Origin of the sequence: Devosia sp., assembly GCF_025809055.1 — a bacterium.
Lineage (GTDB): Bacteria > Pseudomonadota > Alphaproteobacteria > Rhizobiales > Devosiaceae > Devosia.
This window is the reverse complement of sequence record NZ_CP075529.1, coordinates 69,520-94,969: the sequence shown is the minus strand read 5'-3', so window position 1 is coordinate 94,969 and position 25,450 is coordinate 69,520. Positions and strand designations below refer to the sequence as shown.

Below are 25,450 nucleotides of genomic sequence, written 5' to 3'. Positions count from 1 at the left end.
ATGTTCTCCCAGCTTGCTGTGTCCCGGCTGCCCTAGTCCGGTGAATCAACGCACAGTATAGTGTTGCCATTCGCCCTAGCGATGTCTTAAGGCCCCACGACCCGATCGGGTTGCGATACGCGAAAACGGAACTGGTTGTGAACTCCGCCTCGACTTTCATGCGCACCATCGTGCTGCTGTCCCTGTCCGCCTTGGTCTTCGTGCTGGACGTGCAGCTTGCCCATGCGCAATCCAACCAGTGTTCGCGCCTGCAAAGCGCTTTGCGCCAGTTCGATGGCAGCGGCGATTTTCGCGGACTCGATGGCAATTCGCAGGCCGCCCGCCAGCTGGCGCGCGACGTCCAGAACGCGGAAAGCCGCTATATCCGCGACGGATGCAATGACGATGCGCGCGCCGGGCGCACCCTGACCCCGCAATGCCAGCAGGTGGCCCGCGAAGTGCTGCGGCTGCGCGATCAATATGCGCAGGCCGCACAGTCGGTCGAATCGGGCAATGCCGTGGCCCAGCAGCGCGAGGCGATCCTGCAGGAAATGGCCCGCTTCGGCTGTGGCAGCGGCTCCAGCGCCACCTTTACCCAGGAGCGCCAGTCGATCTTCGACCGCATCTTCGGCACCTCATCCGAACAGGATTTCACCGATGGCGACTTCATCGATGGCGGCGACTACTGGGGCTATCAGGGCTATTCGACGGTCCGCACCGTCTGCGTCCGCCTCAGCGACGGCTATTTCTGGCCGATCAGCTATTCGACCCTGAGCGACTATGTCGGCAATGACGCGATGACCTGCCAGCAGAGTTGTCCCAATACGCCGGTCGACCTCTATTACTACGACAATCCCGGCCAGGAGCCGGAGCAGATGCGCAATATGTCGGGGTCACCCTATACGGCGCTGCCCACGGCCTTTGCCTATCGCAATGCCTTTGACAAATCCGCCAGCTGCCAGGCCGCGCCGCAATCCGATGGCCGCGTCAACCTGGTCAGTTCGGCCGATGGCTCGAACCGCGCGGTGCTCGAGATCAACGGCATGAACATTCCCATGCCCCTGCGCGATCCGCGCGGCGTGGTGCCGGTTCAGCCGGCGACGCTGGAGCCGGTGAGCACGGTGGCCATGATCGATATCCCCCTGCCCCGCCCACGGCCTGCCGGACCGGGGGAAGTCGCGGCACGCCCAAGCGCGGCCAATCAGGAACCGGACATGCGGATCGTCAAACTCGGCGACCGCACGGTCAGGGTAGTCGGTCCAGACACGCCTTACGCCCAATTAGGGGAAGCAGGGACTTAAGCTCGGGACCATCGTGGCGGCCGGTGAGTGCCAGCCGCAGCGGCAGGAACAGGGCTTTGCCCTTGCGTCCGGTGGCGCCCTTGAGGGCGTCCGTCCAATGCGACCAGGTGGTTTCGTCCCAGGGGTCCGGCGGCAGCAGGGCCTTGGCGAGGGCGAGGAAGTCGTGGTCTTCGATGGCTGTGGCCGGCGCGATGGGGCCGGTGACGAGCGTTGACCAGTCAGCGATGTCGCTGAACTTGGTGAGATTTTCGCGCAGCAGCATCCACATGGCCTCGCCCTCGAGACCGAGCGCCGACAGCCGCGGCGCGGCCTCGGCATAGTTCATGGTATGGACCATGCGGGCATTGAGACCATTGAGTTCGGCCGGATCGAACCGCGCCGAGCCATGCGAAATCATCGAGAAATCCAGCCGCTCGGCGATGGCATCGAGGCTGTCATAGGGTTCGACCGGCAGGCTGGTGCCGGTGAGCGTCGCCACGATGGCAATGGCCAAAGGCTCATAGCCCTCATCGCGGAAATCGGCGATCGACTGCGACCCGAGGCGCTTGGAAAAGCCCTGGCCCTGGGCATCGGTCAGCAGATTGTGGTGGCCGAATGCGGGGACCCTGCCCCCGAGCGCTTCAAAAATCTCGATCTGCGTGCCGGTATTGGAGACGTGGTCCTCGCCGCGGATGACATGGGTGATACCGAGATCAATGTCGTCGACGACCGATGGCAGCGTGTAGAGATATGACCCGTCGGCGCGGATCAGCACCGGGTCCGACATGGAGGCGGTATTGACCGTCTGCGGACCCTTGATGACGTCCTCGAACTGCACGGGACGGCCATCGAGGCGGAAGCGCCAGTGCGGCGTGCGCCCCTCGGCCTCAAGACGCGCGCGGTCTTCATCGCTCAGCGACAGCGCCGCCCGATCGTAGATCGGTGGCTTGCCGAGGAGACGGGCGCGGGCGCGCTTGCGATCGAGTTCATCCTCGGTTTCGTAGCACGGATAAAGCCGGCCGGACGCAATCAGGCGGTCGCGCGCCGCATCATAGAGCCCCGTGCGCTCGGACTGGCGGACAAGCATGTCCGGGACGATGCCGAGCCAGGCCAGATCGGCCTCGATGCCATCGGCAAATTCCCGGGTGGAACGCACCAGGTCGGTATCGTCCATGCGCAGCACGTAGCGGCCGCCGTTGCGGCGGGCGAAGAACCAGTTGAGCAGAGCCGGACGGGCATTGCCCAGGTGAATGCGGCCGGTTGGCGAGGGCGCCCAGCGAACGGTAACGCTCATCCGATAGTCGGGTCCTTGTAGCCATTGGTGATCGGATATTTGCGGCCAAGGCCGAAGGCCTTCGGCGTGATCTTTGGTCCGGGGGCCGCCTGGCGCCGCTTGTATTCGGCGATATTGAGCAGGCGCTCGATGCGCTTGACGGTTGCGGGATCGTGCCCGCGGGCGACGATGTCGGCCAGCGCCATCTCCTCCTCGACGAGGCAAAGCAGGATATCGTCGAGCACCGGATAGGGCGGCAGGCTGTCCTGATCGGTCTGGTCCGGACGCAATTCGGCGCTGGGCGCCTTGTCGATGATGGCCTGCGGGATCACCATGCCTTCCCGGCCGAGGCAATCGGCCGGCATGTTCTTGTTGCGCCAGTCGGCCAGGGCATAGACCTGCATCTTGAACATGTCCTTGAGCGGATTGAAGCCGCCGTTCATGTCGCCATAGATGGTGGCGTAGCCCACGCCCATCTCGCTCTTGTTGCCGGTGGTCATCAGCATGGAACCCAGCTTGTTGCTGACCGCCATCAAGATGGTGCCGCGCATCCGCGACTGGATGTTTTCCTCGGCGGTATCGACCGGCCTGTCGCCGAAGATCGGCTTGAGTTCGGCCAGGGCGCCATCCACCGGATCGTCAATCGCCACCACGTCATAGCGCACGCCCAGCCGCTCGGCGCAGTCGCGCGCGTCGCGCAGACTGGCTTCGGACGTGTAGCGGTAGGGCAGCATGATGGCGTGGACCTTGTCGGGACCAAAGGCATCGGCCGCCATGGCAGCAACCACCGCGCTGTCGATGCCACCGGACAGGCCCAGCACGACGTGGCTGAACCCGTTCTTGTGGACATAGTCCCTGAGGCCCAGCACGCAGGCGCGCCAGGGCGCTTCTTCCACCGAGGTCAGCTCGGTCACCTGCCCCGAGGCGCAGGTCCAATGCTCTTCGCCGCGCTGCCAATCGGACACGATGAAGTCAGGCTCGAAGGATTTTCCCTGCACGACAAGCCGGTCCCCAGGCTCGAGGCCAAAGGACGCGCCGTCATAGACCAGTTCATCCTGGCCACCGACCTGGTTGAGATAGAGCAGTGGCACGCCATGGGTGAGCACGTGCTCGCGCACCAGATCCTTGCGGATATGCTGCTTGTTGGTCCAGTAGGGCGAGCCATTGGGGCAGAGCAGCAGTTCTGCGCCTTCGCGGATCAGATGCTCGCACACCCAGGGATGCCAGATGTCTTCGCAGATGGGGATGCCCACCGGCACGCCCTTGATCTTGACCGGAAGCGGCAATGGCCCAGCCTCGAAATAGCGTTTTTCGTAGAACACGTCCGAATTGGGCAGTTCGCGCTTGTGGCGCAGTGCGGTGATCTCGCCCTTTTCGGCCACGACGACCGAATTGTGGAGGCCGGTCTTGTCCTGCCAGATGGTGGGCAGCAACAGCACCACATCGGTACCGCGCGTTTCCGCAGCCAGGGTCTTGGCGGCGGCAATGGCATCGCTGACAAATTGCGGCTTGTGCAGCAGGTCGTCCGGGAAATAGCCGGTCAGGAACAGTTCGGACAAAAGCAGGATGTCGGCCTTTGCCGCAACTGCATCGGCCAGGGCCTGGCGTGCAAGGGCGAGGTTGCCGGCGAGGTCGCCTACCTTGGGATTGAGCTGGGCGAGCGCAATTCTGAGCTGGTCGGTCACGATGATGCTGGCCTGATGAATGCGATGGTCAAGCACGACCATCAGGCCGCGCGCGGGCCAGACTTAGAGCATTCACAGGCCAAAGCAAACCGGGAAAGCGCCGACGGCGGGATCAGAAGCGGCCGGTCAGCTCGAACAGGGCGCCGTAGCGGAAGATCGAAGCGTAGTTCGATGGCAGATTGAGTTCCGGCAGGTCGGTACCGCCCGCCGTGCCATTGAACCGGGCATCGAGCTGGCCCTCGAGGTACCAAGCGCGGCCACCGACGCGCAGCGTAAGGTTTTCCGTGGGGTGGAAGCCGAGCATGGCCTCCGTCATCACGCCGTAGCCCTGGCCGCTTAGGGTGATCTGCTCGTTTTCGTAGATCGGCACGGGCACGACCGGCGAGAAGTCGAAGCCGTTCGGTGCCGAACCGCCGACTGCGCCGGTAATGTGCGCGTATGGAACGGCCGCGATTTCGGCCTGGATGTCGAACATTTCGGTTTCGTAGGTGCCACGCGCACCGATGCGCAGCGCATGAATGTCGAGATTGTCGGGGGCATCGGCAAAGGCGGTGGGATTGCCGAAGCCGTCAAAGGCGGTGGCGATCTGGCCGGTGCCGATATCGGGCGCATCCTTCCAGTAGGTATAGCCCACAAAGCCGCCGGCAGCGGGACCATTGTCCAGCTGCCCAAGCGGCATCCAACCGTAGTCGACGCCGGCATAGCCGATGCGCGACTGATTGCCGATCGTGCCCGACCCGGCGGGCGAAATGTCATAGGTGCCGGTTGTGTGAAGGCTGAGCCCGGCCTGCCCCTTGAGATAGGTGTTCGTATAGAGATCGTCGATGCGGCCATGGACTTCGGCCATGTGGGACTGATCTTCGACGTCCAGCGTCACATCGCCGAGGGTGACGCCACCCATGGCGGCGGTGAACCCTGCCTGCTGCTTGCCCCAGCTCATCCAATAGCGGATGCCCGCCTCGAACCGCAGGGAGTCGTCGCCCGTCTCCCACCCCGGCTCATAGGATGGCCGCAGATCACCATAGTCCGAGAAGTCGGCACCCAGGGCGGGCGTCGCCAGGCCTGCCGTCATGAGGACCAGAATGGGGCCAGCAGCGCTCTTCATGCCAATCTCCAGCACGATACACAGGTACGTTTGGGACTGTTATGAACTGGTTAGGGTTAATGTTCCGCTAAACATGATGGCGGTGAATGTTCGAACTTTGCTAACGTTGGCGGCGCATCATCCGATCACAAGTGCCGGACCGGCGCCAAAATATGCAACCGGCGCGCGCGGCATGAGTTTAGCTGCTTCCGGGGGAGCAAATCCGATTTTGAGCGAACGAATAGAATGGCCTGCAAGATCTTGATTGTCGAAGACGAGTATATCGTCGCAACCGAAATCGAATATGTCATTGCCGACATGGGGCACGAACCCATCGGCATCGCGGCCGACCAGCGCGCCGCCCTGGCGCTTGCCACGCAGTGCGACGTCGCCCTCGTTGACCTCAACCTGCGCGATGGCCCCACGGGCAAGCGGATCGGGGAAATCCTCGCTCAAACCCATAATGTCACCGTGGTCTATATGACTGCAAACCCCGCTCAGCTCGGCCCGGGCGTGCCCGGAACGCTCGGTGTGCTGCCGAAGCCCGCAACGGACGCGGACCTGCGCGACCTCGTCACTTTCGCGGTTGCCCATCGCCAGCGCCATGAGGCGCGGCCGCCGCGCCGGCTGAAGCTGTTCTCGTGGGGCACTGGCGAAACCCTGCCCACCTAGCCCACTATCAAGTCTCGGCTGGCTTGTCGCGTAGCCGGGCGGAATGCCTCAAGGCATCAATGGGCACGGAAAAGGTCGCTTCCAGACCTTCGGGGTGCCACACCCGCTCCAGCGTGCCGCGCATCTGGCCCTCGACCGACATGCCGATGAGACGCGTCCCAAAGCCGTTGACGCGATCGGGCTGGCTGACCTCGGGGCCTCCGCGCTCTGTCCACCGCATGACATAGCGGTCGCCCTCGATCGAGCCGTCCAGCGTTACGGTTCCACCGGCCTTCGAAAGCGCACCATATTTGGCGGCATTGGTTGCCAGCTCGTGGAAGAGCAGCGCCAATGGGGTGGCCGCCGCGTCGTCGATGGCCAGGTCCTCCCCGGTAAAGCGCACGCGCTGGCTTTCCCCGGCCTCTTCATAGGGGCGCATCAGGCGGGCGATGAGGGCGGAGAGCTGCCCCTTGCCGTCGGCGCCCTGGTCGTGATTGGGGCGGGTAAAGTCGTGTGCCTCACCCAGCGCAAAGATGCGGTGGCGCAACTGGTCGGCAAACGGGCGGGCCGAGGGGTCGTTTCGCGCCGACAGACTGACAATGCCCGTCAGCACCGCGAAGATGTTCTTGATACGATGGCTGAGCTCCTGCGCAACCAGTTCCCGCTCTTCGGCCACCCTGCGCTGTTCGTGAATATCGGTGCAGGTACCGATCCAGCGCAAAATTTGTCCATCGGCGTCGCGAATGGGCAGGGCCCGGCCCAGGGTCCAGCGATATTGGCCGCTGTGGTGCCGCAGGCGATATTCGATCTGATATGGCTCGCCGGTCTCAAGACTATGGCGCCACACTGCCCAGGCCCGATCCTGGTCATCGGGGTGGAACATGCCGTTCCAGCCTTCGCCATCAGTTGAACCGGCAGGGACGCCGGTAAACTCATACCAGCGCGCATTGTAGTAGTCGTGAAAGCCGTCGGGCAGCGTCGACCACACCATTTGCGGCATGGTGTCGGCCAGGGTACGGAACCGCAATTCGCTTTCCGACAGGGCCTCGGAGACCCGCTTCTGTTCGGACAGGTCGACGACGATGCCGGGGAAGCGGACGGCCGTACCATTGGCATCGAAGCGCACACGGCCGGAGGCCACGACCCAACGCACCTCGCCGCCGGGCGAGACCAGCCGGTACTCGGAGCGGAAATCACTTTCCCCGCGCAGCGCGGCATCGATCTCTGCCCCAACCCTTACAGCATCATCAGGGTGGATGGCGCGCATGAATTCACCAATCTTCACGCCCAACCCGGCGCGCAGCGGATCGATGTTGAAGAGAGCGGCGAACCGGTCATCGGAGGTGACCACGTCATTGACCACGTCCCAATCCCAGGTACCGACGAGATTGGACCCGGTCAGGGCCAGGGTCAGACGCTCTTCGCTGCGTGCGAGGGCCCGCTCGGCCATCACGCGATCGGTGGTTTCGAGCACCATGCACAGCGTGCCCATGGAGTGGCCGTCTTCGCCAACAATCGGGCTGTAATTGAGGTCCATCCAGCCCGATTCCAGCTGACCGTGCCGGTTGAGCACCAGCTCCTGGTCGTGGAGCATCCAGGATTCGCCACGCAGGCCGCGCTCGATATTGACCCGGTTGAAATCAGCGATTTCCGGCCACGCCTCAAGCGTCGGCATGCCGAAAATGGCGGGGTGACGTTGTCCCGCGAACCGCGCATAGGCGTCGTTGTAGATGAGGATAGCCTGTTCGCCGACCAGCATGACCATGGGGGTCGCGGCAACCATCATGGTCCGCACCGAACCCTTGAGGCTATCCGGCCAATCGGGAATGGGACCAAGCGGATTCTGGGTCCAGTCGTAGTCGTTGATCAGCTTGAGCGTGGGGTCCTGCTCCAGGCGCGCGCGCGTTTCCGGTGTGGCCTGGGGGAATAGCGATTTGGGCATGATCAACTCATCCGCCGCGACACACTGACGGCGCCAGCCGAACGGACAGGACCAGACGCTTTTCCATAACGCACGGATTTGGCGCCCGGTTCACCGGGGAGATGAAATTATTCCCCGGCGAGTTGTACCTGGCGCGGCGGCTTCTGCGCATGCAGTTCGTCGGCCACAAGGAAGGCCAGTTCAAGGGCCTGCGTGGCATTGAGGCGCGGATCGCAATAGGTGTGATAACGGTCCGAAAGGGTGGCCTCGGTGACAGCCGAATGGCCGCCAACACATTCGGTCACGTCGTCGCCGGTCATCTCGATGTGCACGCCGCCGGCATAGGTGCCCATTTCGCGATGCACCTCGAAGAAGCCGCGGACTTCGGCCAGGACCCGGTCGAACGGACGGGTCTTGTAGCCGGTCGAGGCCTTGATGGTATTGCCGTGCATCGGGTCGCAGCACCAGACGACCGTGCGGCCGGCGCGCTGCACCGTCTCGATGAGGCGCGGCAGGTGTTCCTGCACCTTGTCGGCGCCAAAGCGGGAAATCAGGGTGATGCGTCCAGCCTCGTCGGTCGGATTGAGCCGATCCAGCAGGCGCAGCAGGTCATCATTGCTCAGGCTCGGACCGCATTTGAGGCCGATCGGATTGTTGATGCCGGCGAAATACTCGACATGGGCATGGTCGGGATTGCGGGTGCGATCGCCGATCCACAGCATATGGCCGGAGGTGGCGTACCACTTGTTGGTGATCGAATCCCGGCGGGTCAGCGCTTCCTCATAGCCCAGGAGCAGCGCTTCGTGGCTGGTGTAGAAGCTGGTCTGCTTGAGGGCCGGGGTATTTTCCGGCGTCAGGCCCAGCGCCGACATGAAGGTGATGGCATCGTCGATGCGGCGCGCCACTTCCTCGAACCGGGTATCCCAGCTCGACCCCTTCATGAAGCCCATGGTCCATTCGTGGATACGCGTGAGTTCGGCATAGCCGCCCATGGAGAAGGCGCGCAAAAGGTTGAGGGTCGCCGCCGACTGGCGGTAGGCCATGAGCATCCGGTTGGGATCGGGCACGCGCGAGGCTTCGGTAAAGCCGATGTCGTTGATGATGTCGCCGCGATAGCTGGGCAGCTCAACGCCGTCGATTGTCTCAGTATCGGCCGAGCGCGGCTTGGCGAACTGGCCGGCAACGCGTCCCACCTTGACCACGGGCTTGGCGGCACCATGGGTCAGGACCACGGCCATCTGCAGGAACACGCGGAAGAAGTCGCGGATGTGATCGGCGCCATGCTCGGCAAAGCTTTCGGCACAATCCCCGCCCTGGAGCAGGAAGGCCTCGCCCCGCGACACGGCCGCCAGGCGGGACTTGAGCTCACGGGCCTCGCCGGCAAAGACCAGGGGCGGAAAACTGGTGAGTTGCCGCTCGGCTTCCCCCAGTACAGCCGCATCCGGATAGGCAGGGACCTGCTGAATGGGCTTTTCGCGCCAGGAATTGGGTGTCCAGGTGGTCATCATCAGTCTCACATCTTACGGGCAAACGCGGTACCCGGGCGGGGTCTAGCAAGGCTTGACCGGCCTGCCAAGCGGCAAGAGGTCAGACCTTGGTGCCGTTACGATAGATATATGACGGTCCCTTGAACGTGACGAGTTCTTCCGCCGCCGAGGGATGGAGGGCAATGGCGCGATCGAAATCGGCCTTATTTGCCCCCATGCCCATCGGCACCGCCACCAGTTGAATCATCTCGGCGGCAGACGGCCCCAGGATGTGAACGCCAAGGACCCGCCCGCCATCCTTCTCGGTGATCAGCTTGAGAACCATGCGTTCGGTGCGGGTGGAAAGGGTGTTCTGCATCGGCCGGAAGCGGGCCACATAGACATCAATGTCGCCATGCGTCGCCGCCTCGGCCTCAGTCAGCCCGACAGTGCCGATCTCGGGTTCCGCGAACACTGCGGTGGGGATCAGGCCGTGATCGACCGACAGCGGATTGTTGTTGAAGACCGTCTCGGCAAAATACCAGCCTTCGCGGATCGCTACCGGGGTCAGTTGCGCCCGGCCGGTGACATCGCCCACCGCGTAGATGGAGGGCACCTTGCTCTGCGAATAGGCGTCGACCGCTATCGTGCCCTTTTCGTCGGTAGCGAGCCCTGCCGTTTCGAGGCCGAGGCCATCGGTATTGGGCACGCGGCCGGTGGCAAACATCACGGCACCATAGGGCGCAGTCACGCCGTCACTGAAGGTGACCAGCACATCCTCATCCGGCTTGGCCATGGAGGCGATGGTCGTCTGATAGATGATGCGAATGCCGCGATCGGTGAGCCCGGCTTCGAGGCCACGGCGCATATCCTCATCAAAACCACGCAACAGGCAATCGCCGCGATAGACCAGGGTCGTATGGACCCCGAGCCCGGCGAAGATGGTGGCAAATTCCACGGCGACATAGCCGCCACCCTCGATGAGGATGGAGTGCGGCAGTTCCGGCAGGTCGAACGCTTCGTTGGAGGTGATGCCGAATTCGGCACCCGGCACGTCGGGAATGAATGGCCGCGCACCGGTGGCCACCAGCAGGTACCTCGCCGTCAGCCCCCTGCCCTCGCCGACCAGCTTGACGCTGTTGGGGCCGGTGACCACGGCCCGATCCTTGATGACCTCGACACCCGGCTTTTCGAGATTGGCGGTATAGGCCGCCTCGAGCCGGGTGATTTCCTTTTCCTTGTTGGCGACGAGCGTGGCCCAGTCGAAACGGGCATCCACCTGCCAGCCGAAGCTGCTCGCGATATCGAACTGGTCCTGGAACCGGGCCGCATAGACATAGAGCTTCTTGGGCACGCAACCGCGAATGACGCAGGTGCCGCCGACACGGAATTCCTCGATGATGGCAACCTTTGCCCCATAGGTGGCGGCCATGCGTGCAGCGCGGACACCACCGGAGCCTGCGCCAATGACGAGCAGATCGTAATCGTAGCTCATGTTCCGTTCCCCCAATTCACCGTGTCGCAATCCATCGTCTGTTTACGATGGATGTAGGGCGCGTCGTGACATAAAAAAAGACCCCGCACAAGGCGGGGTCCGGATGCTGTCGGAAGCAGCGATCAGAGCTCGACGCCACGGCTGCGCAACTGGGTGCGCACCTTGGCAAAGAATTCGCTCTTGAGCGTATTGGTATAGACCTGCAGCACGCGCTGCAGATCCGCGTTCATTTCCTGGTTGGACTGCGCCAGCTTCTGGCCAACCGGGGACTCGTAGAAAGTCACGATCTGCTGGAGTTCTTCTGCCGTGAAGCGGATGGCATAGACACGCGCAAACTGGTCAAGCAGTTCGCCCTTGCGCCCATTATATTCCTTGACCACTTCACCGATAACCTCGGTCACGACGTCGGCCAGTTCAGGGTCCTGCAGCACGATCTGGCGCATGGTCTGGATGCCCGTCTCCACCACGGTCACCTCGAAAATGGCGCCACGGTCGGTCAGGTCGATATACTTGCGCGCCAGAGCCAGCTGCTCGGGAGCAACCTCCTGCGCGATTGCCGGGGCCGCCATGCCGATCATGCCTGCTGCCAGGGCCGCGCCGATTGCCAGTTTGGCGCCGCGCACCAGCTTCGTATTTTTCCAGAATGCCATCTTGTCCCGATCCACGCTTTGGTCAGTTGCGGTTTTGCAGTACCTTTACGCCATCTGGCGTGGCCACATAAGCCTTGCTGCACATATTCAGAAAAAGCCCGTGCTGAACGACCCCTGGAATGTCCAGCAAATCCCTCGAAAGTGCTTCTGGATTTGAAATGCGGCCAAAAAAAGCATCGAGGATGAGGTGACCGCCATCGGTCACGAACGGGTCCTGCCGGTCAGCGCCACGCAGGACGAGATCGCCCTGGGCCTTGTGGGCAGCCACGACCTCGGCCACGGCGCGCCGGGTGGCGCCAAGGCCGAAGCGGTTGACTTCGATCGGCAGGGGAAACTGCCCCAGCGCCTCGACCAGCTTGCTTGAATCGGCAATGACGATCATCGCACCGGACGATGCCGCCACGATCTTTTCGCGCAGAAGCGCGCCGCCGCCACCCTTGATCAGGTTCAGCGCCGGATCGATCTCGTCCGCGCCATCGACGGTGACGTCGAGCCGGTCCAGCGTCTCCAGATCCGAAATCACGATGCCCAGATCGCGCGCCTGGCGATCCGTTGCCTCCGAGGTCGGCACACACACCACGTCCAGGCCCTGCGCGACCTTTTCGCCGAGCAGATCGACGAAGTGACGTGCCGTCGAGCCCGTCCCCAATCCGACGCGCATGCCGGAGCGAATTTCGGCCAGAGCCATGGCCGCTGCTTGCCGCTTGAGGGTCTCGCTCATGCCTTCCTCCACAATCCCCTGCCGTTTGGCAGGCACAGAGGCCGCATGTCAAGGCGCGAGGGACCGTTCGATCACCAGTTCGTGAACGCCAACTGTAACCGCGCGGCAACACAATATGGCAACGATGGGGCACAAGTGACCAAAACAAGGCACCTCGTCTTTTCCAATCCGGGCAATCCCCGTAATTAGCGTCAATTAAGGCAGCTTCGAATCAGTCAAGCCGCCCAATTCAGAGGCCAGTGGACGGATGAATATTTTCAAAGTGGCAATATCGATGGCGGTGGCGCTTCTGCTGTCCCTCGCCGTAGCGGGGCCGGCAAGTGCCGCGCTCTGGTACAACCCCGATACCAACAAGTTCGAAGAGCGGTCGGCGACCAGTTCGCGCGGCGGCAGCCCCATCCGGAAACAGGTCGTGGATTACGAAACCACGCTGCGCCCCGGCTCGATCGTGATCGAGACTGGTGAACGCCGGTTGTACCTGGTCCTCGAAGACGGCAAGGCCATGAAGTACGGCGTCGGCGTTGGCCGTGACGGCTTCACCTGGTCCGGCACCAATCGCATCACCCGCAAGGCCGAGTGGCCCGGCTGGACCCCGCCCCCGGCCATGCGCAAGCGCGTCCCCGATCTGCCGGCCTACATGCCCGGTGGCCCGGACAATCCGCTGGGCGCCCGCGCGCTCTATATCGGGTCGACCCTCTACCGCGTTCACGGCACCTCCGAGCCCTGGACCATTGGTCAGGCCGTCTCCTCCGGCTGCATCCGCATGACAAATGAGGACGTCATTGATCTCTACAATCGCGTACAGGTCGGCGCCCAGATCGTGGTTCGCCACTAGGACCGCCAAAACCTGTTTGAAGGCCGCCCGAGGGCGGCCTTTTTGTTTGCCGCTTTGCAATGCCGTCGGGCAGCACTAGATTTGGCCCATGACCACGAACGCCACTTCCCCAGGCCCGCTTGTCGACACCTTCGGGCGCAGGATTTCCTACCTGCGCATTTCGGTGACGGATCGCTGCGACTTCCGCTGCGTCTATTGCATGTCCGAGGACATGACATTCCTGCCCCGCAAGGACGTGCTGAGCTTTGAGGAAATCGACGCCTTCGCCAGCGCCTTTATTGCCCGGGGCACCACCAAGATCAGGCTGACCGGGGGCGAGCCGCTGGTTCGGCGCGACATCATGACCCTGGTGGACCGGCTGGGGTCCCATCTCGGCAAGGGCCTTGATGAGTTGACCGTCACCACCAATGGCAGCCAGCTGGTGCGCCATGCGCGGGGCCTGGCCGCGGCCGGCATCCGAAGGATCAACGTGTCACTCGATACGCTCGACCATCAGCGCTTCGCCACGATCACCCGCCGGGGACGTCTCGACGATGTGCTTGCCGGGATCGATGCAGCCCAGCAGTCCGATCTCGCCGTCAAGATCAACATGGTGGCCATGCGCGGCGTCAACGACGACGAGATCGAGCCGATGATGCACTGGGCCCATGGCAAGGGCATGGGCCTGACGCTGATCGAAGGCATGCCGCTGGGCGAGGTGGGGATCGACCGGGTGGATACCTACCTGCCCCTGCGGCAATTGCACGAGGCGCTTTCGGCGCGCTACACGCTCACCCGGCTCGATCAGCGCACGGGCGGGCCGGCGCGCTATGTGCATGTTTCGGAAACCGGCGGCACCCTGGGTTTCATCACGCCGATGAGCCACAATTTCTGCGAAAGCTGCAATCGGGTCCGCCTGACTGCCACTGGCCAGTTGTTTCTCTGTCTCGGCCAGGACGATCAGGTCAACCTGCGCGATGCCTATCGTCAGGACGGCTTTGATGGCCTCAATGCCGCGCTCGACCATGCCATGCTGATCAAGCCCAAGGGACATGATTTCGTCATCGACCGTGCGCATCCCCAGCCGGCCGTGGCACGGCATATGAGCCTCACCGGTGGCTAAGCCGAACCCGGACCTTGCCGTCATCCGGCAGGTCCTGGCGGCGCAATTTCCGGACTTTTCTGAACTTTCCCCGCTGGTCGAAGGCGAAGAGTCGAGGGCCTACGCCTTCCTGGCCTCGGGCGGGCCCTATGTGCTGCGCGTCAACCGGCAGCGGGGCGGCTTCGACAAGGACCGGTTGGCCGCGAACCGGTTCGCGCAGCGCCTGCCAATACCTGAGGTGCACCTGATCGCACCCTGCGGCCGGGACTGGCTATGCATTTCCGCCAAATTACCTGGCGATACGCTGCAGGCGCTGCCGCCGGGTGGCGCCTATGCCTATGGGCAGGCCGTTCAGGACGTCCTCGAGGGCCTGTCCCTGACCGAGCTTGCCGGCCCCTCCGGCTTCGGATCGATGGATGGTTCAGGCGCGGCGCCGCTTGCGCATTGGCGGGATTTTTTCGCCCTCCCATCGCAGGTCGACTGGGCGGGCCTTGCCCCTGCTGCGCAGGCCGTCGAAATAGGCACTTTGGCCAGTGGCCTCGCGCGATGGTCTGAGGATCTGCCCGATCGGCGCGGGCTCATTCATGGTGACTTCGGCAGCAACAATGTGTTGGTGGCCGATGGTACGGTGACCGGCCTCATTGACTGGTCCGAAGCCAAGCTGGGCGACCCGGACTACGACTTGGCCAACATCCTGTTCTGGCGCGACTGGCTCGACTGCATGGAGCAGCAATGCCGATATTTTGAAACGGAAGCGCCGCACCTGTTGGCCGAAGCGGATAAACTTCTGGGCTACCAGTTGCGCATCGGTCTCGAAACGCTTTCGGAGGCCCTCCAGGCTGGCGACAATCGTACCGCAGACTGGGCTTTTCAGCGCTGCCGGGAGCTCGGGCGCCAGCTTGGGGTCTAGATATCATCACGATTGGCGTAAATCGGCGGAATTCTTCCCTTCTCCCCTGAGGGGAGAAGGTGGCGCGAAGCGCCGGATGAGGGGTTCAGACTTGTGATCAAGCCGAGAGGTTTTCACCCCTCACCCCAACCCTCTCCCCTTAGGGGCGAGGGGGCGATAGGGGCGACAATTCAGTTCACAGGCGAAACTCGCTAACGGTCCGCAGCCCGCTCGATGAGCTCGACGAGCACCCCGTCGGGGTCGCGGACAAAGGCCACGCGGCTGATCATCGCTTTGTTATGGGCGTCCCTGGGGCGCTCGGCGATTTCCACGCCCTTTGCCTGAAGCAGGGCGATCATCTCGTCCACATTGTCATAGGCCAGCGTCACATGCCGCAGGCCGGCCTCGGACGTGGGGACGTCGCGGAAACGGCCGACTTCATTGTCGGGTGCCACCATTTCCAGCATACCGCCGCCCGCATCGACAAAGGCGACTTCGCCACCGGCATTGCGCTTCCGATAGCGCAGGGTCAGCCCGAGAAGGCCACAATAGAAGTCGATTGCCCGGTCCATGTCCGAGACGGTCATGCCGACATGTTCAAAGCCGATCAGCATGATCTACTTGTCGTCGTCCACGACCAGCGCGAAATCGAGAGGCAGGGCCGTGGTGTACTTGATCTGGCCCATGGCAAAGGCCGAACTCACATCGGTCAGGTTGATCCGCGCGATCAGCCGTTTGTAGAAGGAGTCATAGGCGCCGATATCGGGCACCACGACGCGCATCAGGTAATCCACGTCGCCGCTCATGCGGTAGAATTCCACCACCTCGGGGAACTCCTCGATGACGCCGGCGAACTTGCGCATCCAGGCGTCATTGTGCTCGTTGGTCTTGACCGACACGAACACGGTCACCCCGACATTGACCTTTGCCGGGTCGAGCACCGCTACGCGGCGCTGGATGACCCCGTCCTCTTCCATCTTCTGGATACGACGCCAGCAGGGCGTGGTGCTGAGCCCCACTTTGCGGCCGATCTCGGCCACCGGCATGGTCGCATCCTTTTGCAGAATGGTCAGGATTTTCCGGTCGATCTTGTCGAGTGCCACAACATGCTCCTGGAATGAGATTGCTCAAAGAACAGAAAAGCCGCCCCCGCGGCCCGCAATGAGTGCCACATTGCCCAAGCTCGCGCAATAAAATTGCGCCGACGGTTTGGCGCTATTCGCTAACGCCTTGTTAACCATAACACAAGGTGAACCGGGGACACATCCGCAGAGGCCCTAGCCACCCCGGTCCAGTTTCACGCGCTATTAACCACGCCATCTCTAGTGTCGAGCGGAATAGCAGCGCTTGCGTTCTACCTTTGCGCTTTCGAGTACGAGTACGTGTAAATGCCGCCGAGAACGGACATTGCCGACAATGTTCGCAATGCGCTGGGTCGCGACCCCAGGCGCACCGCGAGCGCCGTTTCGGATGCGCGTCAGCGCCTGACGTCCAGCTCGGGCACGCGGGCGGATTACGACTTCGAACTCATCCAGGACTATGCAAGCTCGCGCGTGGCCACAGCCCTGCCGATGGCCGCGGTCGTGGGCCTGATGGCCTTCATGGCGAGCTTCTGGGTTCCGGGCCCCATCGCCGCCTTCTGGGCGGGCCTCGTCATTGCCGGTCTTCTCGTCGTCGCCATGCTGGCACGGCGCTTCAAGCATAGCGATCCGGCCAAGTTCAATGCCGCCCGCTGGACCACCGCTTTTGTCGCCGGGGAAACGACCGTGGGCTTCTCGCTGTCGCTTCTGGCGCTCTTTACCCTTGTCGGAGACTCCCCCGACCTGGCTCCGGTCATCTTTGCGATGGTGCTGGTCAGCATTGCCGCCAATGCGGTGGCCACCCATACCCTGCCCCCGGCGACCCTGATGAGCACCCTGCCGGTGACCGTCACCGTCTCCCTCACCCTGCTGGCCCTGGGCGGAACGCTGACCTATGTGCTTGCTGCGGTGGTGATCTGTGCCGAAATCTTCTTTGTCTATCTGGCGCGCCAGCTTCATGGCTCCGAACTCGAAACCGTCGACCACCAGGCCGAAAAGGACCGACTGATTGCCGAGCTTGAAGAGGCAAGGATCATGTCGGACGAGGCCAGGCGCCATGCCGAGCAGGCCAATATCGCCAAGAGCCAGTTCCTGGCGACGATGAGCCATGAACTGCGCACGCCGCTCAATGCCATCATCGGCTTTTCCGAAGTGCTCAAGGCCGAGCTCCTGGGCTCGCATAATGTGCCCCAGTACAAGGAATATGCCGGCGATATCCATGCCAGCGGCCAGCACCTGCTCAACCTGATCAACGAACTGCTCGACCTCAGCCGCATTGAGGCCGGCAAGTACGAGTTGAACGAAGAGGTGGTGTCGCTGATCGATATCGCCGAAGACTGCCGCCGGATGATGGAGCTGCGCGCCAAGTCCAAGGGCATCGAGCTGATCTTCAGCTATGGCGACAATCTCCCGCGTCTATGGGGCGACGAGCGCGCCATCCGCCAGATCGTGCTCAATCTCTTGTCCAATGCCATTAAGTTCACACCCCAACAGGGTCGCGTCACGCTGGTCGTGCAACGCAGCGGCGATGGCGGGCAGATGATTTCGGTCAAGGACAATGGTCCGGGCATTCCCGAAAACGAAATCGAGACCGTACTGTCCTCGTTCGGCCAGGGCTCCCTGGCCCAGAAGACCGCCGAGCAGGGCGCCGGGCTGGGTCTGCCGATCGTGCAGAAGATCATGGACCTGCATCAGGGCCGGTTCGACCTGTTCTCCAAACTGCGTTTCGGCACAGAAGTGATCGCGACCTTCCCGCGCGCCCGGGTCATGGATGCCCTGGCACCAGTCGTCGAACGCCGCAGCCGGCTGGAAATTTATTCCGAAGCTGGCTAACCGAGTGAACGATTAACACTCTGGCAAGTTGACACCCCAATAGTAGTTTCACTTGGGGGGACTATAGTGCGGGACAATTATCGTCGGGGTCTTCTCTACGTCACGGAAACACCCAATTCTCTCGAGTACAAGACCTTTGCCCGCCAGCTCATGACCGAGCCGACGGGGGTGCGCACGCTCACCGACGCGGACCTGGCGCAGGATCCCAACATCGTCTTCGACGTCGATCTGCGCAGCGCCTCCACCATGCGCCATCTCAAGACACTGCTGCAGCGCCGCGGCCTCGGCTGCCGCATCTTTCTGGCCGACACCGAAACCGGCGTCGTGGCCGCGAATGCACGGCAGCTCGGCGCCGACGCCATCATGTCGTCCCGCAGCCGGCCCGACGCCATTTTCCGGGCTATCGAAGCCCATTTCAGCGTCACTGCAGGCGATACGGTCAAGCACTCGATCGATATGGGCGTCGAAGCCCTCGACGACAGTTTCCGCAGCCTGGTGGAAGACCAGGTGTTCGACACCAATGGCATGACCAATACCAGCGGCATCATCGCCGATGCCATCGACCAGGCTGGCATCCAGGAATGGATGAACGCGGTTCGCGGCCACCATGTCGGCACGTTCCAGCACTGCATGCTGGTGACGGCGACAGCGTCGGCCTTTGCCCGCAAGTCCGGGATGCGGCGCAGTGACGTGGTCACGATCACGGCCGCCGGCCTGCTGCACGATATCGGCAAGGCGGCTATTCCGCTCGACATTCTCGACAAGCCGGGCGCGCTCTCCACCGAGGAGATGCAGATCATGCGCCAGCACCCGGTCGCCGGTTACGACTACCTCGTGCGGCGCAGCAGAATCGCGCCCGACACGCTGCGCAGCGTGCGCTCGCATCACGAATTTCTCGATGGCAGCGGCTATCCCGACGGCCTCTCCGGCTCGCAGATCGACGACCTCACCCGCATTGTCACCATCGCCGATGTCTATGCGGCCCTGGTGGAGCGGCGGGCCTATAAGCCGCCGAAGACGCCGCTCGAGGCCCTGTCGGTGCTGACCGCCATGGCGGAAGCGGGCAAGCTGGAACTGGCGCTGGTGCGCGAGTTCGGACGCATCATGGTGCCCGATTCAGTCAACCACCGTCAGGCCGGCTGATCCCGGCAGTCTCAAGCGTCGCCATGGCGTTGTGGACGTGGAGCGCGGTCTTGGCCAGCACGGCCGCGAGAGCAGCGCCGGTGCCTTCGCCGAGCCCGATTCCCAGATCCAGCAGGCCGGTCTGGCCCATGCGCGCCAGGGCAGAAGCATGGCCCTTGTCGGCCGCAACATGGGCAAACAGGCAATGGTTGATGGCCGCAGGGTTGATGGCGTGAGCGATGGCTGCCGCGGCCGTTGCCACATAACCATCGATGATGACCGGGGTCTTCTGGTGGCGGGCGGCGATGATCGCGCCAAGCGAAGCGGCGATTTCGCGGCCGCCTAGGCGGGACAGGATGGAAAGCGGACCATCGATCTGGGGGCGGTGAAGCGCCAGCGCGGCGTCGACAGCGGCAATCTTGCGGGCCAATCCCGCATCATCAAGGCCCGCATCGCGCCCGGCCCACTCCGCGCCGCTGCCGCCGTAAAGCGCCGCAAAGATCGCAGCTGCCGAGGCCGTATTGCCGATACCGATCTCGCCAAGGCAAACCAGGTCCGGGCGCCCGGCCACCGCTTCCATCCCGTAGGCGATGGTGGCGGCGCACATCTGCTCGTCAAGCGCGGCTTCGCGGGTGATGTCGCCGGTGGGCAGTTCCAGCGCCAGTTCGAACACCCGCAGGTTGAGTTCGTGCAGCGCGCAGATCTGCGAAATGGCGGACCCGCCATTGGTCATGTTGGCCACCATCTGCGGCATGGCGCGGGCCGGCCAGGCCGAAACGCCCTCTGCCGCCACGCCGTGGCTGGCCGCAAAGATTGTCACCATCGGATTGTCGAGCCTGGGCTTGCTCCGATGCTGCCAGCGGGCCAGAAACTCGACCAGCCCTTCCAGTTGCCCCAGCGACCCGACAGGCTTGCTCAGGCCTGCCTCGCGCTCACGAATAGCGGCTACCGCGCCGTCATCGCCATCGGGCACGGCAATGAGCAGCTCGACTATGTCGGAGAAGACGGAATTTTCGGCGGACATGGGCGGAACCTGAGGCTTGAGATTGGCGGCCTTGTTGCCCAGATCGAGCCAAATGGCAATCGAGCAAAGGACCAAGCTGGTGAAACGGTCTGCCCTTCTGCCTTGAAATCAGCGCAGCGATCTCCTTAATCGGTATTGGACTACATCCGCGCAGCCTGGAAAATTCATGTTCTTTGTCGGCCTCGCCATTCTCGTCGCCTTGGGCATCGTCCTCATCATCGGGGCGGATGCCGGTAGCCTGGCTGGCCTCAGCCAGATGCAAACGGCGCAACTGGTGCCTCTGGTCATCCTGCTGATCATCTTTGCCGGGGGCATGTTCGCCCGGCGCCATCGGGCGCGGGAGCTGGTCGGAGGCGTCGTGCTCTGGGTTGGCCTGTTTGCCGTGGTCATGGTCGGCTATGCTTATCGCGACGAACTGATGGGGGTATTCAATCGCGTCGCCGGCGAAATCCAGCCGGGCGTGGCCCTGGTCGATGCAGAAGCCGGCACGGCAACCTTCCGGCGGGGGCGCGGCGGTCATTTCGAGGTCAATGCCAATATCAACGGCCATGTCACGCCGATGGTCTTCGACACGGGCGCCAGCGCCGTGGTTCTGACCATTGCCGATGCCCGCGCAGCCGGCATCGATACGGCCAATCTACGGTATGTGGTGCCCGTCTCCACCGCCAATGGGCAAGGCATGGCCGCGCGAACCCGGCTGGACCAGATCGAGGTCGGCGGCATTGTGCGCCGCAACGTCACCGCTTTCGTTACCGAGGCGGGGGCCCTGGACACAAGCCTTCTCGGCATGACCTTTCTTGAAACCCTCAGCCGCTATTCGGTCACGCAGAACGCCCTCGAATTGACCGACTAGGACATTGGTCGCGTTTTCGAACCAGAAAAGTGGTGTCCACTTTTCTTGAAAACGCTCTAACCGGCACGGGCCAGATCGCTGAGGTCCACTGCTGCCAATGCGCGCAGGAAAACCTCCGGGCCGGCGCCCTTGCGGCAGGCATCGACGCTCATGACCTGGCGGAACTGGCGGGCACCCGGCCGGCCATTGGCCAGCCCCAGCATGTGCCGGGCAATGCCATTGAGACGCTGGCCCTCTGCCAACTGACCCTCGGCATAGTCGGCCATGGCGGCAATCAGTGCTTCCAGCCCCGGACTATCCCGCTCGACACCAAAGACCAGCCGGTCGATATCGGCCAGCAGCATCGGGTTGTGATAGGCGGCGCGGCCGAGCATGACGCCGTCGGTCAGCGGCAGGTGAGCCGCCACCTGTTCCAGCGTCTCGATGCCGCCGTTGATCATCACCGGCAGTGGCGCGAGCCGCTGGCGCAGCCGATAGACACGCGGATAGTCCAGAGGCGGGATCGTCCGGTTTTCCTTCGGGCTGAGCCCTTTGAGCCAGGCCTTGCGTGCATGGACATAAAGCGCATCGACACCCGCCGCGACCATCGCGTCGGCAAAGCGGTCGAGGCTTTCCTCGGTATCCTGATCGTCGATCCCGATCCGGCACTTTACGGTCACCGGCCGGTCCGTGGCATCGCGCATGGCCCGCACACAGTCGGCCACCAGCTCTGGCTCGGCCATGAGGCAGGCGCCGAAACGGCCCGACTGGACGCGGTCGGACGGACAGCCGACATTGAGGTTGATTTCATCGTAGCCAAAGGTCGTGGCGATGCGGCTGGCCTCGGCCAGTTCGCGCGGGTCGGACCCGCCCAATTGCAGAGCCACCGGGTGTTCGACGTCATCGAAGCGCAGGTGCCGCTCCGCATCCCCATGCACCACGGCGCCGCTATTGACCATTTCGGTGAACAGCAGGCCATGCCGGGTCAGCAGCCGGTGCAGGTAGCGGCAATGCCTATCCGTCCAGTCCATCATCGGCGCCACGGAAAAGCGCCGGGACTGGCGGAGCGATGGGGCGCTCCCGTCCGCGCCCAGGGGGCCGCGTTGGAAATCGGTGTGTGTACTCATCGGCGCCGTCATACAGCCCAGGATCAGAAATGTCATTCAAACTCGCGGGAATAGCGGGCCTGTGCGCGAAACATGGATCGAAATCGGGGTGATCTGGATCAATGCCAGGTCTCGAACGTTGATCGAGAGTGGGAACAATCAGCGTCAAAGGAGTTCGCCATGTATTCCAGGATTTTCTGTGCCGTCGACGGATCGGAGCTCAGCAGCAAGGCGCTCGATCATGCGATCGACCTGGCCAAAAGGCTCAGCGCCAAACTGACACTGGTCACCGTCACGGACCCCTCGATCATCGTCGCCCCGGGCGCCGAAATCATGATGGTCGACACCGGATCGGTCATCGAAGAGCTCGAAAAGGCCAAGGCGCAGTCGGCCGAGGGCACTCTTCGGGAGGCGACCAGGCAGGTCGAAGCCGGCGGCTGGAGATGTGAAGGCGTGCATGTGGCCAATAGCCCCGCCGCCGAAGGCATCCTGCATGCGGCCAAGGAACATCAGGGCGACCTGATCGTCATGGGATCGCACGGCCGGCGTGGCCTGGGGCGCCTGTTGCTGGGCAGCCAGGCGGCAGAAGTGCTCGCCCATTCCGACATTCCGGTGCTCATCGTCAAATAGGCTAACATGTTAGCGGTGGCGAGACGGCGCATTTTGGGTTAAGTCGCAGGTGCAACGGACCTGCAAGACATGACCCAGCTCAATCCTCGCCACATCGCCGTCATCGATATCGGCAAGACCAATGCCAAGGTCGTGTTGATCGAGGGCTCCAGCGGCACACAACTGGGCGCCCGCAGCCGCCCGAACACGGTGCTGACGGACGATCTTTATCCGCACATGGACGTCGAAGGGCTCTGGGATTTCGTGCTCGAGAGCCTGGCGGCGCTGCAGGCCGAAAACGGCGTGGACGGCATCTCGATCACCACGCACGGGGCCTGCGCTGCCCTTGTTGCCGGGGATGGCCTCGCTTTGCCTGTCCTCGACTACGAGTGGTCCGGCCCCGATGCCTCGCGCGCCGACTACGATGCGCGGCGCCCGCCATTCTCGGAAAGCCTGTCGCCCGCCCTGCCCGTCGGGCTCAATCTGGGCGCGCAGATTTTCTGGCAGGCGCAGACCTGGCCCGACAGGTTTGCTCAAGTCACGGCAATCCTGACCTATCCGCAGTACTGGGCCTGGCGCTTGACCGGTGTCCTCGCCAGCGAGGTTACCTCCCTTGGCTGCCATACGGACCTGTGGGCCCCGGCGCAGGGAACATTTTCCAGCCTCATCACCACCATGGACTGGGCGCACCTGTTCCCGCCGGTGCGCCCAGCGGCCTCGGCACTCGGCCCCCTGCGGGCGGACCTTGTCGAACGTATCGGCCTGCCCGGCCCGGTTCCCGTCGCCTGCGGCATTCACGATTCCAATGCGTCCCTGGTTCCACATCTTGGCGCGCACGAGCCGCCATTCACCATCGTGTCCACCGGCACCTGGACCATTCTGATGACCGTGGGTGGCGATACGGGCGCCCTCGATGCCAGGCGGGACAGCCTGGCCAATGTCGATGCATTCGGCCGGGCCGTGCCCACCGCCCGCTTCATGGGTGGCCGGGAGTTCGACGGCCTGGTGCCCGAAATCGTCGAACCCAGCGAAGACGACATCGCCCATGTCGTTACCAACCGGATCATGGCTCTGCCCAGTTTCACGCCCGGCGTGGGGCCTTTCCCGGGGCATGACGGCGCCTGGAGCCATGACCCGGATGGCCTGACACCGGGGCAGCGCACTGCGGCGGCCTCGCTCTACCTCGCCCTCATGGCGCGCACCTGCCTTGATCTCTGTGGGCTCGGCCGTTCCATCACCATCGAGGGTCCATTGGCCCGCAACCGCCTGTTCGGAGAGGCTCTGGCAAAACTTGCCGGCGTGCCGGTTTTCCTTTCGGGTGATGCGACCGGAACCAGCCTGGGCGCGAGCCTGTTGTTCGGAGGCACCCTGCCCCAGACGGGCAGCAGCAATGCGCTGTCGCCCCTGCACGCAGCGGGCTTGGAGGCCTATATCCAAAGCTGGCAGGGGCAGGTCGCCAGCTAGGCCGCAACCCCGGGCCAGGGAGCAGACCATGACCAGTCCAAAACCCCGCATCGTCATTGTCGGAGGCGGTTTTGGGGGCCTGGCCACCGCAAAGGCCCTCAAGGGCGCGGACGCCGAGATCGTCCTGATCGACCGGCGTAATCATCACCTGTTTCAACCCCTCCTCTACCAGGTCGCCACCGCCGCCCTCAGTCCCTCGGAAGTGGCCTGGCCGATCCGCCACCTGCTGCGCAACCAGAAGAACACCCGCGTCCTGATGGCCACGGTCACTGGCGTGAATACGGACAAACGGGCGGTGCTGCTCGAAGACGGCACGCAGGAGCCGTATGATGTCCTGGTGTTGGCGACCGGCGCGCAACATGCCTATTTCGGCCATGATGAATGGGAGCAGCACGCGCCGGGCCTCAAGACTGTCGAAGACGCCACAGCCATCCGCCGCAAGCTGCTGCTCGCCCTTGAAGCGGCGGAGCGCGAAACTGATCCGGAGCAGCGCCGGGCGCTGTTGACCTTTGCCATCATCGGCGCCGGGCCGACGGGGGTGGAACTGGCCGGCGCCATAGTCGAATTGGGGCGCGCCAGCATCCGCGGACAGTTCAACACCCTTTCGCCCGACGATTTGAGGGTCGTGCTCATCGAGGGCGCCGACCGGGTGCTGCTCAATTTCGATCCGGACCTGTCGCGCTACACGCTTGATGCCCTGCACCGCATGGGCGTGGAAGTGGAACTCGGGAAACCGGTATCGAAAATCGATGCGGACGGGGTCAGCTATGGCGACAAACGCCTGATGACCCGCACCATCATCTGGGCCGCCGGCGTTGCCGCGTCACCCGTGGCGCAATGGCTCCGGATCGAGGGCGACAAAGCCGGCCGGGTAAAGGTCGAACCCGATCTCAGCGTGCCCGGCCATCCGGACATCTATGTCATCGGCGACGTGGCCAGCATCACGCGGGCGGATGGCAAGCCGGTGCCCGGCGTTGCCCCGGCGGCCAAGCAGGAAGGCAAGCATGTGGCCAGGCTCATCCGGCGACGCCTGGCCGGAGACACAGCAACTGAGCCGTTCCGCTACGCCCATGCCGGGGACCTCGCCACCATCGGCAAGAGTTCGGCGGTCATCGACTTCGGCTGGGCCAAGCTCAAGGGCTGGTTTGCCTGGTGGATATGGGGGATCGCCCATATCTACTTTCTGGTCGAAACCCGCACGCGCATCATCATCGCCATGAGCTGGCTCTGGATCTATCTCACCGGCAATCGCAGCGCCCGGCTGATCACCCACGGCCAGGCGCCGGAGCGCAAGCCGCTCGAGGAGATCGATGCCGATTAGGGCTCCGAGTGGTCGCGTTCTCGAACCAGAAAAGTGGTGTCCACTTTTCT

Annotated in this window: 23 protein-coding genes; 11 read left to right on the top strand and 12 right to left on the bottom strand. The window is 63.4% G+C overall.

Going from position 1 to position 25,450, the window contains the following annotated elements:
- The first annotated feature begins 137 nt into the window (after positions 1-137).
- The gene (locus KIT02_RS00450) at positions 138-1,280 is read left to right on the top strand and encodes a DUF2865 domain-containing protein (protein WP_297580824.1); all 1,143 of its coding nucleotides are present in this window, start codon (positions 138-140) and stop codon (positions 1,278-1,280) included.
- Here the strand turns inward: KIT02_RS00450 and gltX are convergent.
- The 3 genes from gltX to KIT02_RS00435 all read right to left on the bottom strand — a co-directional run bounded on the left by gltX (position 1,225) and on the right by KIT02_RS00435 (position 5,322).
- The gene (gene gltX, locus KIT02_RS00445; protein WP_297580822.1) at positions 1,225-2,553 is read right to left on the bottom strand and encodes a glutamate--tRNA ligase; all 1,329 of its coding nucleotides are present in this window, start codon (positions 2,551-2,553) and stop codon (positions 1,225-1,227) included. The genes KIT02_RS00450 and gltX overlap by 56 nt on opposite strands.
- Positions 2,550-4,238, bottom strand: coding sequence for an NAD+ synthase (locus KIT02_RS00440; RefSeq protein ID WP_297585404.1), 1,689 nt, complete (start codon positions 4,236-4,238; stop codon positions 2,550-2,552). Before KIT02_RS00440 ends, gltX begins: the two co-directional genes overlap by 4 nt.
- A 91-nt stretch (positions 4,239-4,329) precedes the next feature.
- Positions 4,330-5,322, bottom strand: a complete 993-nt coding sequence (locus KIT02_RS00435) for a hypothetical protein (protein ID WP_297580819.1) — start codon at positions 5,320-5,322, stop codon at positions 4,330-4,332.
- 150 nt (positions 5,323-5,472) lie between these two features.
- Here KIT02_RS00435 and KIT02_RS00430 point away from each other — a divergent pair, with 150 nt between their 5' ends.
- Entirely contained in the window at positions 5,473-5,973 is a 501-nt protein-coding gene (locus KIT02_RS00430; RefSeq protein WP_297585402.1) for a response regulator, read from the top strand.
- Positions 5,974-5,980: 7 nt separating this feature from the next.
- Here KIT02_RS00430 and KIT02_RS00425 read toward each other — a convergent pair whose 3' ends face one another.
- The 5 genes from KIT02_RS00425 to rpiA all read right to left on the bottom strand — a co-directional run bounded on the left by KIT02_RS00425 (position 5,981) and on the right by rpiA (position 12,205).
- Complete coding sequence (locus tag KIT02_RS00425; RefSeq protein ID WP_297580817.1) at positions 5,981-7,894, bottom strand: PAS domain-containing protein; 1,914 nt, start codon at positions 7,892-7,894, stop codon at positions 5,981-5,983.
- 107 nt (positions 7,895-8,001) lie between these two features.
- On the bottom strand, positions 8,002-9,381 hold the full coding sequence (locus KIT02_RS00420) for a class II 3-deoxy-7-phosphoheptulonate synthase (protein ID WP_297580814.1): 1,380 nt from the start codon (positions 9,379-9,381) through the stop codon (positions 8,002-8,004).
- Positions 9,382-9,460: 79 nt separating this feature from the next.
- A complete protein-coding gene (gor, locus tag KIT02_RS00415; protein WP_297580812.1) occupies positions 9,461-10,834 on the bottom strand; it encodes a glutathione-disulfide reductase in 1,374 nt (457 codons plus the stop codon).
- A gap of 122 nt (positions 10,835-10,956) precedes the next feature.
- On the bottom strand, positions 10,957-11,484 hold the full coding sequence (locus tag KIT02_RS00410) for a DUF2059 domain-containing protein (RefSeq protein ID WP_297580810.1): 528 nt from the start codon (positions 11,482-11,484) through the stop codon (positions 10,957-10,959).
- Between the two features lie 22 nt (positions 11,485-11,506).
- Positions 11,507-12,205 carry a ribose-5-phosphate isomerase RpiA gene (gene rpiA / locus KIT02_RS00405; RefSeq protein WP_297580808.1) on the bottom strand — a complete coding sequence of 233 codons (699 nt, stop codon included), beginning with the start codon at positions 12,203-12,205 and terminating at the stop codon, positions 11,507-11,509.
- Positions 12,206-12,452: 247 nt separating this feature from the next.
- On the opposite strand from rpiA, the gene KIT02_RS00400 reads away from it, so the two are divergent.
- The 3 genes from KIT02_RS00400 (at position 12,453) to KIT02_RS00390 (ending at position 15,031) form a co-directional block, all read left to right on the top strand.
- Positions 12,453-13,040 (top strand): L,D-transpeptidase, encoded by a 588-nt coding sequence (locus tag KIT02_RS00400; RefSeq protein WP_297580806.1) that lies wholly within the window; start codon positions 12,453-12,455, stop codon positions 13,038-13,040.
- An 88-nt stretch (positions 13,041-13,128) separates the two neighbouring features.
- A complete protein-coding gene (gene moaA / locus KIT02_RS00395; protein ID WP_297580804.1) occupies positions 13,129-14,142 on the top strand; it encodes a GTP 3',8-cyclase MoaA in 1,014 nt (337 codons plus the stop codon).
- Positions 14,135-15,031, top strand: a complete 897-nt coding sequence (locus KIT02_RS00390; protein ID WP_297580802.1) for an aminoglycoside phosphotransferase family protein — start codon at positions 14,135-14,137, stop codon at positions 15,029-15,031. Before moaA ends, KIT02_RS00390 begins: the two co-directional genes overlap by 8 nt.
- Before the next feature lie 191 nt (positions 15,032-15,222).
- Here KIT02_RS00390 and KIT02_RS00385 read toward each other — a convergent pair whose 3' ends face one another.
- Complete coding sequence (locus KIT02_RS00385; RefSeq protein ID WP_297580800.1) at positions 15,223-15,624, bottom strand: VOC family protein; 402 nt, start codon at positions 15,622-15,624, stop codon at positions 15,223-15,225.
- Between the two features lie 3 nt (positions 15,625-15,627).
- Positions 15,628-16,113 (bottom strand): Lrp/AsnC family transcriptional regulator, encoded by a 486-nt coding sequence (locus KIT02_RS00380; RefSeq protein WP_297580798.1) that lies wholly within the window; start codon positions 16,111-16,113, stop codon positions 15,628-15,630.
- 285 nt (positions 16,114-16,398) lie between these two features.
- On the opposite strand from KIT02_RS00380, the gene KIT02_RS00375 reads away from it, so the two are divergent.
- Together KIT02_RS00375 and KIT02_RS00370 are read left to right on the top strand one after the other, a co-directional pair.
- Complete coding sequence (locus KIT02_RS00375; RefSeq protein ID WP_297580796.1) at positions 16,399-17,922, top strand: HAMP domain-containing sensor histidine kinase; 1,524 nt, start codon at positions 16,399-16,401, stop codon at positions 17,920-17,922.
- A 66-nt stretch (positions 17,923-17,988) separates the two neighbouring features.
- Complete coding sequence (locus KIT02_RS00370; RefSeq protein ID WP_297580794.1) at positions 17,989-19,065, top strand: HD domain-containing phosphohydrolase; 1,077 nt, start codon at positions 17,989-17,991, stop codon at positions 19,063-19,065.
- On the opposite strand, the gene KIT02_RS00365 is transcribed toward KIT02_RS00370, so the two are convergent.
- Entirely contained in the window at positions 19,043-20,068 is a 1,026-nt protein-coding gene (locus tag KIT02_RS00365) for a nicotinate-nucleotide--dimethylbenzimidazole phosphoribosyltransferase (protein WP_297580792.1), read from the bottom strand. The two genes, KIT02_RS00370 and KIT02_RS00365, sit on opposite strands and share 23 nt — an antisense overlap.
- Positions 20,069-20,234: 166 nt before the next feature.
- On the opposite strand from KIT02_RS00365, the gene KIT02_RS00360 reads away from it, so the two are divergent.
- On the top strand, positions 20,235-20,921 hold the full coding sequence (locus KIT02_RS00360; protein WP_297580790.1) for a TIGR02281 family clan AA aspartic protease: 687 nt from the start codon (positions 20,235-20,237) through the stop codon (positions 20,919-20,921).
- A gap of 56 nt (positions 20,922-20,977) precedes the next feature.
- Here KIT02_RS00360 and dusA read toward each other — a convergent pair whose 3' ends face one another.
- Complete coding sequence (gene dusA, locus KIT02_RS00355; RefSeq protein WP_297580788.1) at positions 20,978-22,027, bottom strand: tRNA dihydrouridine(20/20a) synthase DusA; 1,050 nt, start codon at positions 22,025-22,027, stop codon at positions 20,978-20,980.
- Between the two features lie 159 nt (positions 22,028-22,186).
- Here dusA and KIT02_RS00350 point away from each other — a divergent pair, with 159 nt between their 5' ends.
- From KIT02_RS00350 to KIT02_RS00340, 3 genes are all read left to right on the top strand, one after another.
- Entirely contained in the window at positions 22,187-22,636 is a 450-nt protein-coding gene (locus tag KIT02_RS00350) for a universal stress protein (protein ID WP_297580785.1), read from the top strand.
- Between the two features lie 69 nt (positions 22,637-22,705).
- On the top strand, positions 22,706-24,079 hold the full coding sequence (locus KIT02_RS00345; RefSeq protein WP_297580783.1) for an FGGY-family carbohydrate kinase: 1,374 nt from the start codon (positions 22,706-22,708) through the stop codon (positions 24,077-24,079).
- Between the two features lie 28 nt (positions 24,080-24,107).
- A complete protein-coding gene (locus KIT02_RS00340; RefSeq protein WP_297580781.1) occupies positions 24,108-25,400 on the top strand; it encodes an NAD(P)/FAD-dependent oxidoreductase in 1,293 nt (430 codons plus the stop codon).
- The last annotated feature ends 50 nt before the right edge of the window (positions 25,401-25,450 follow it).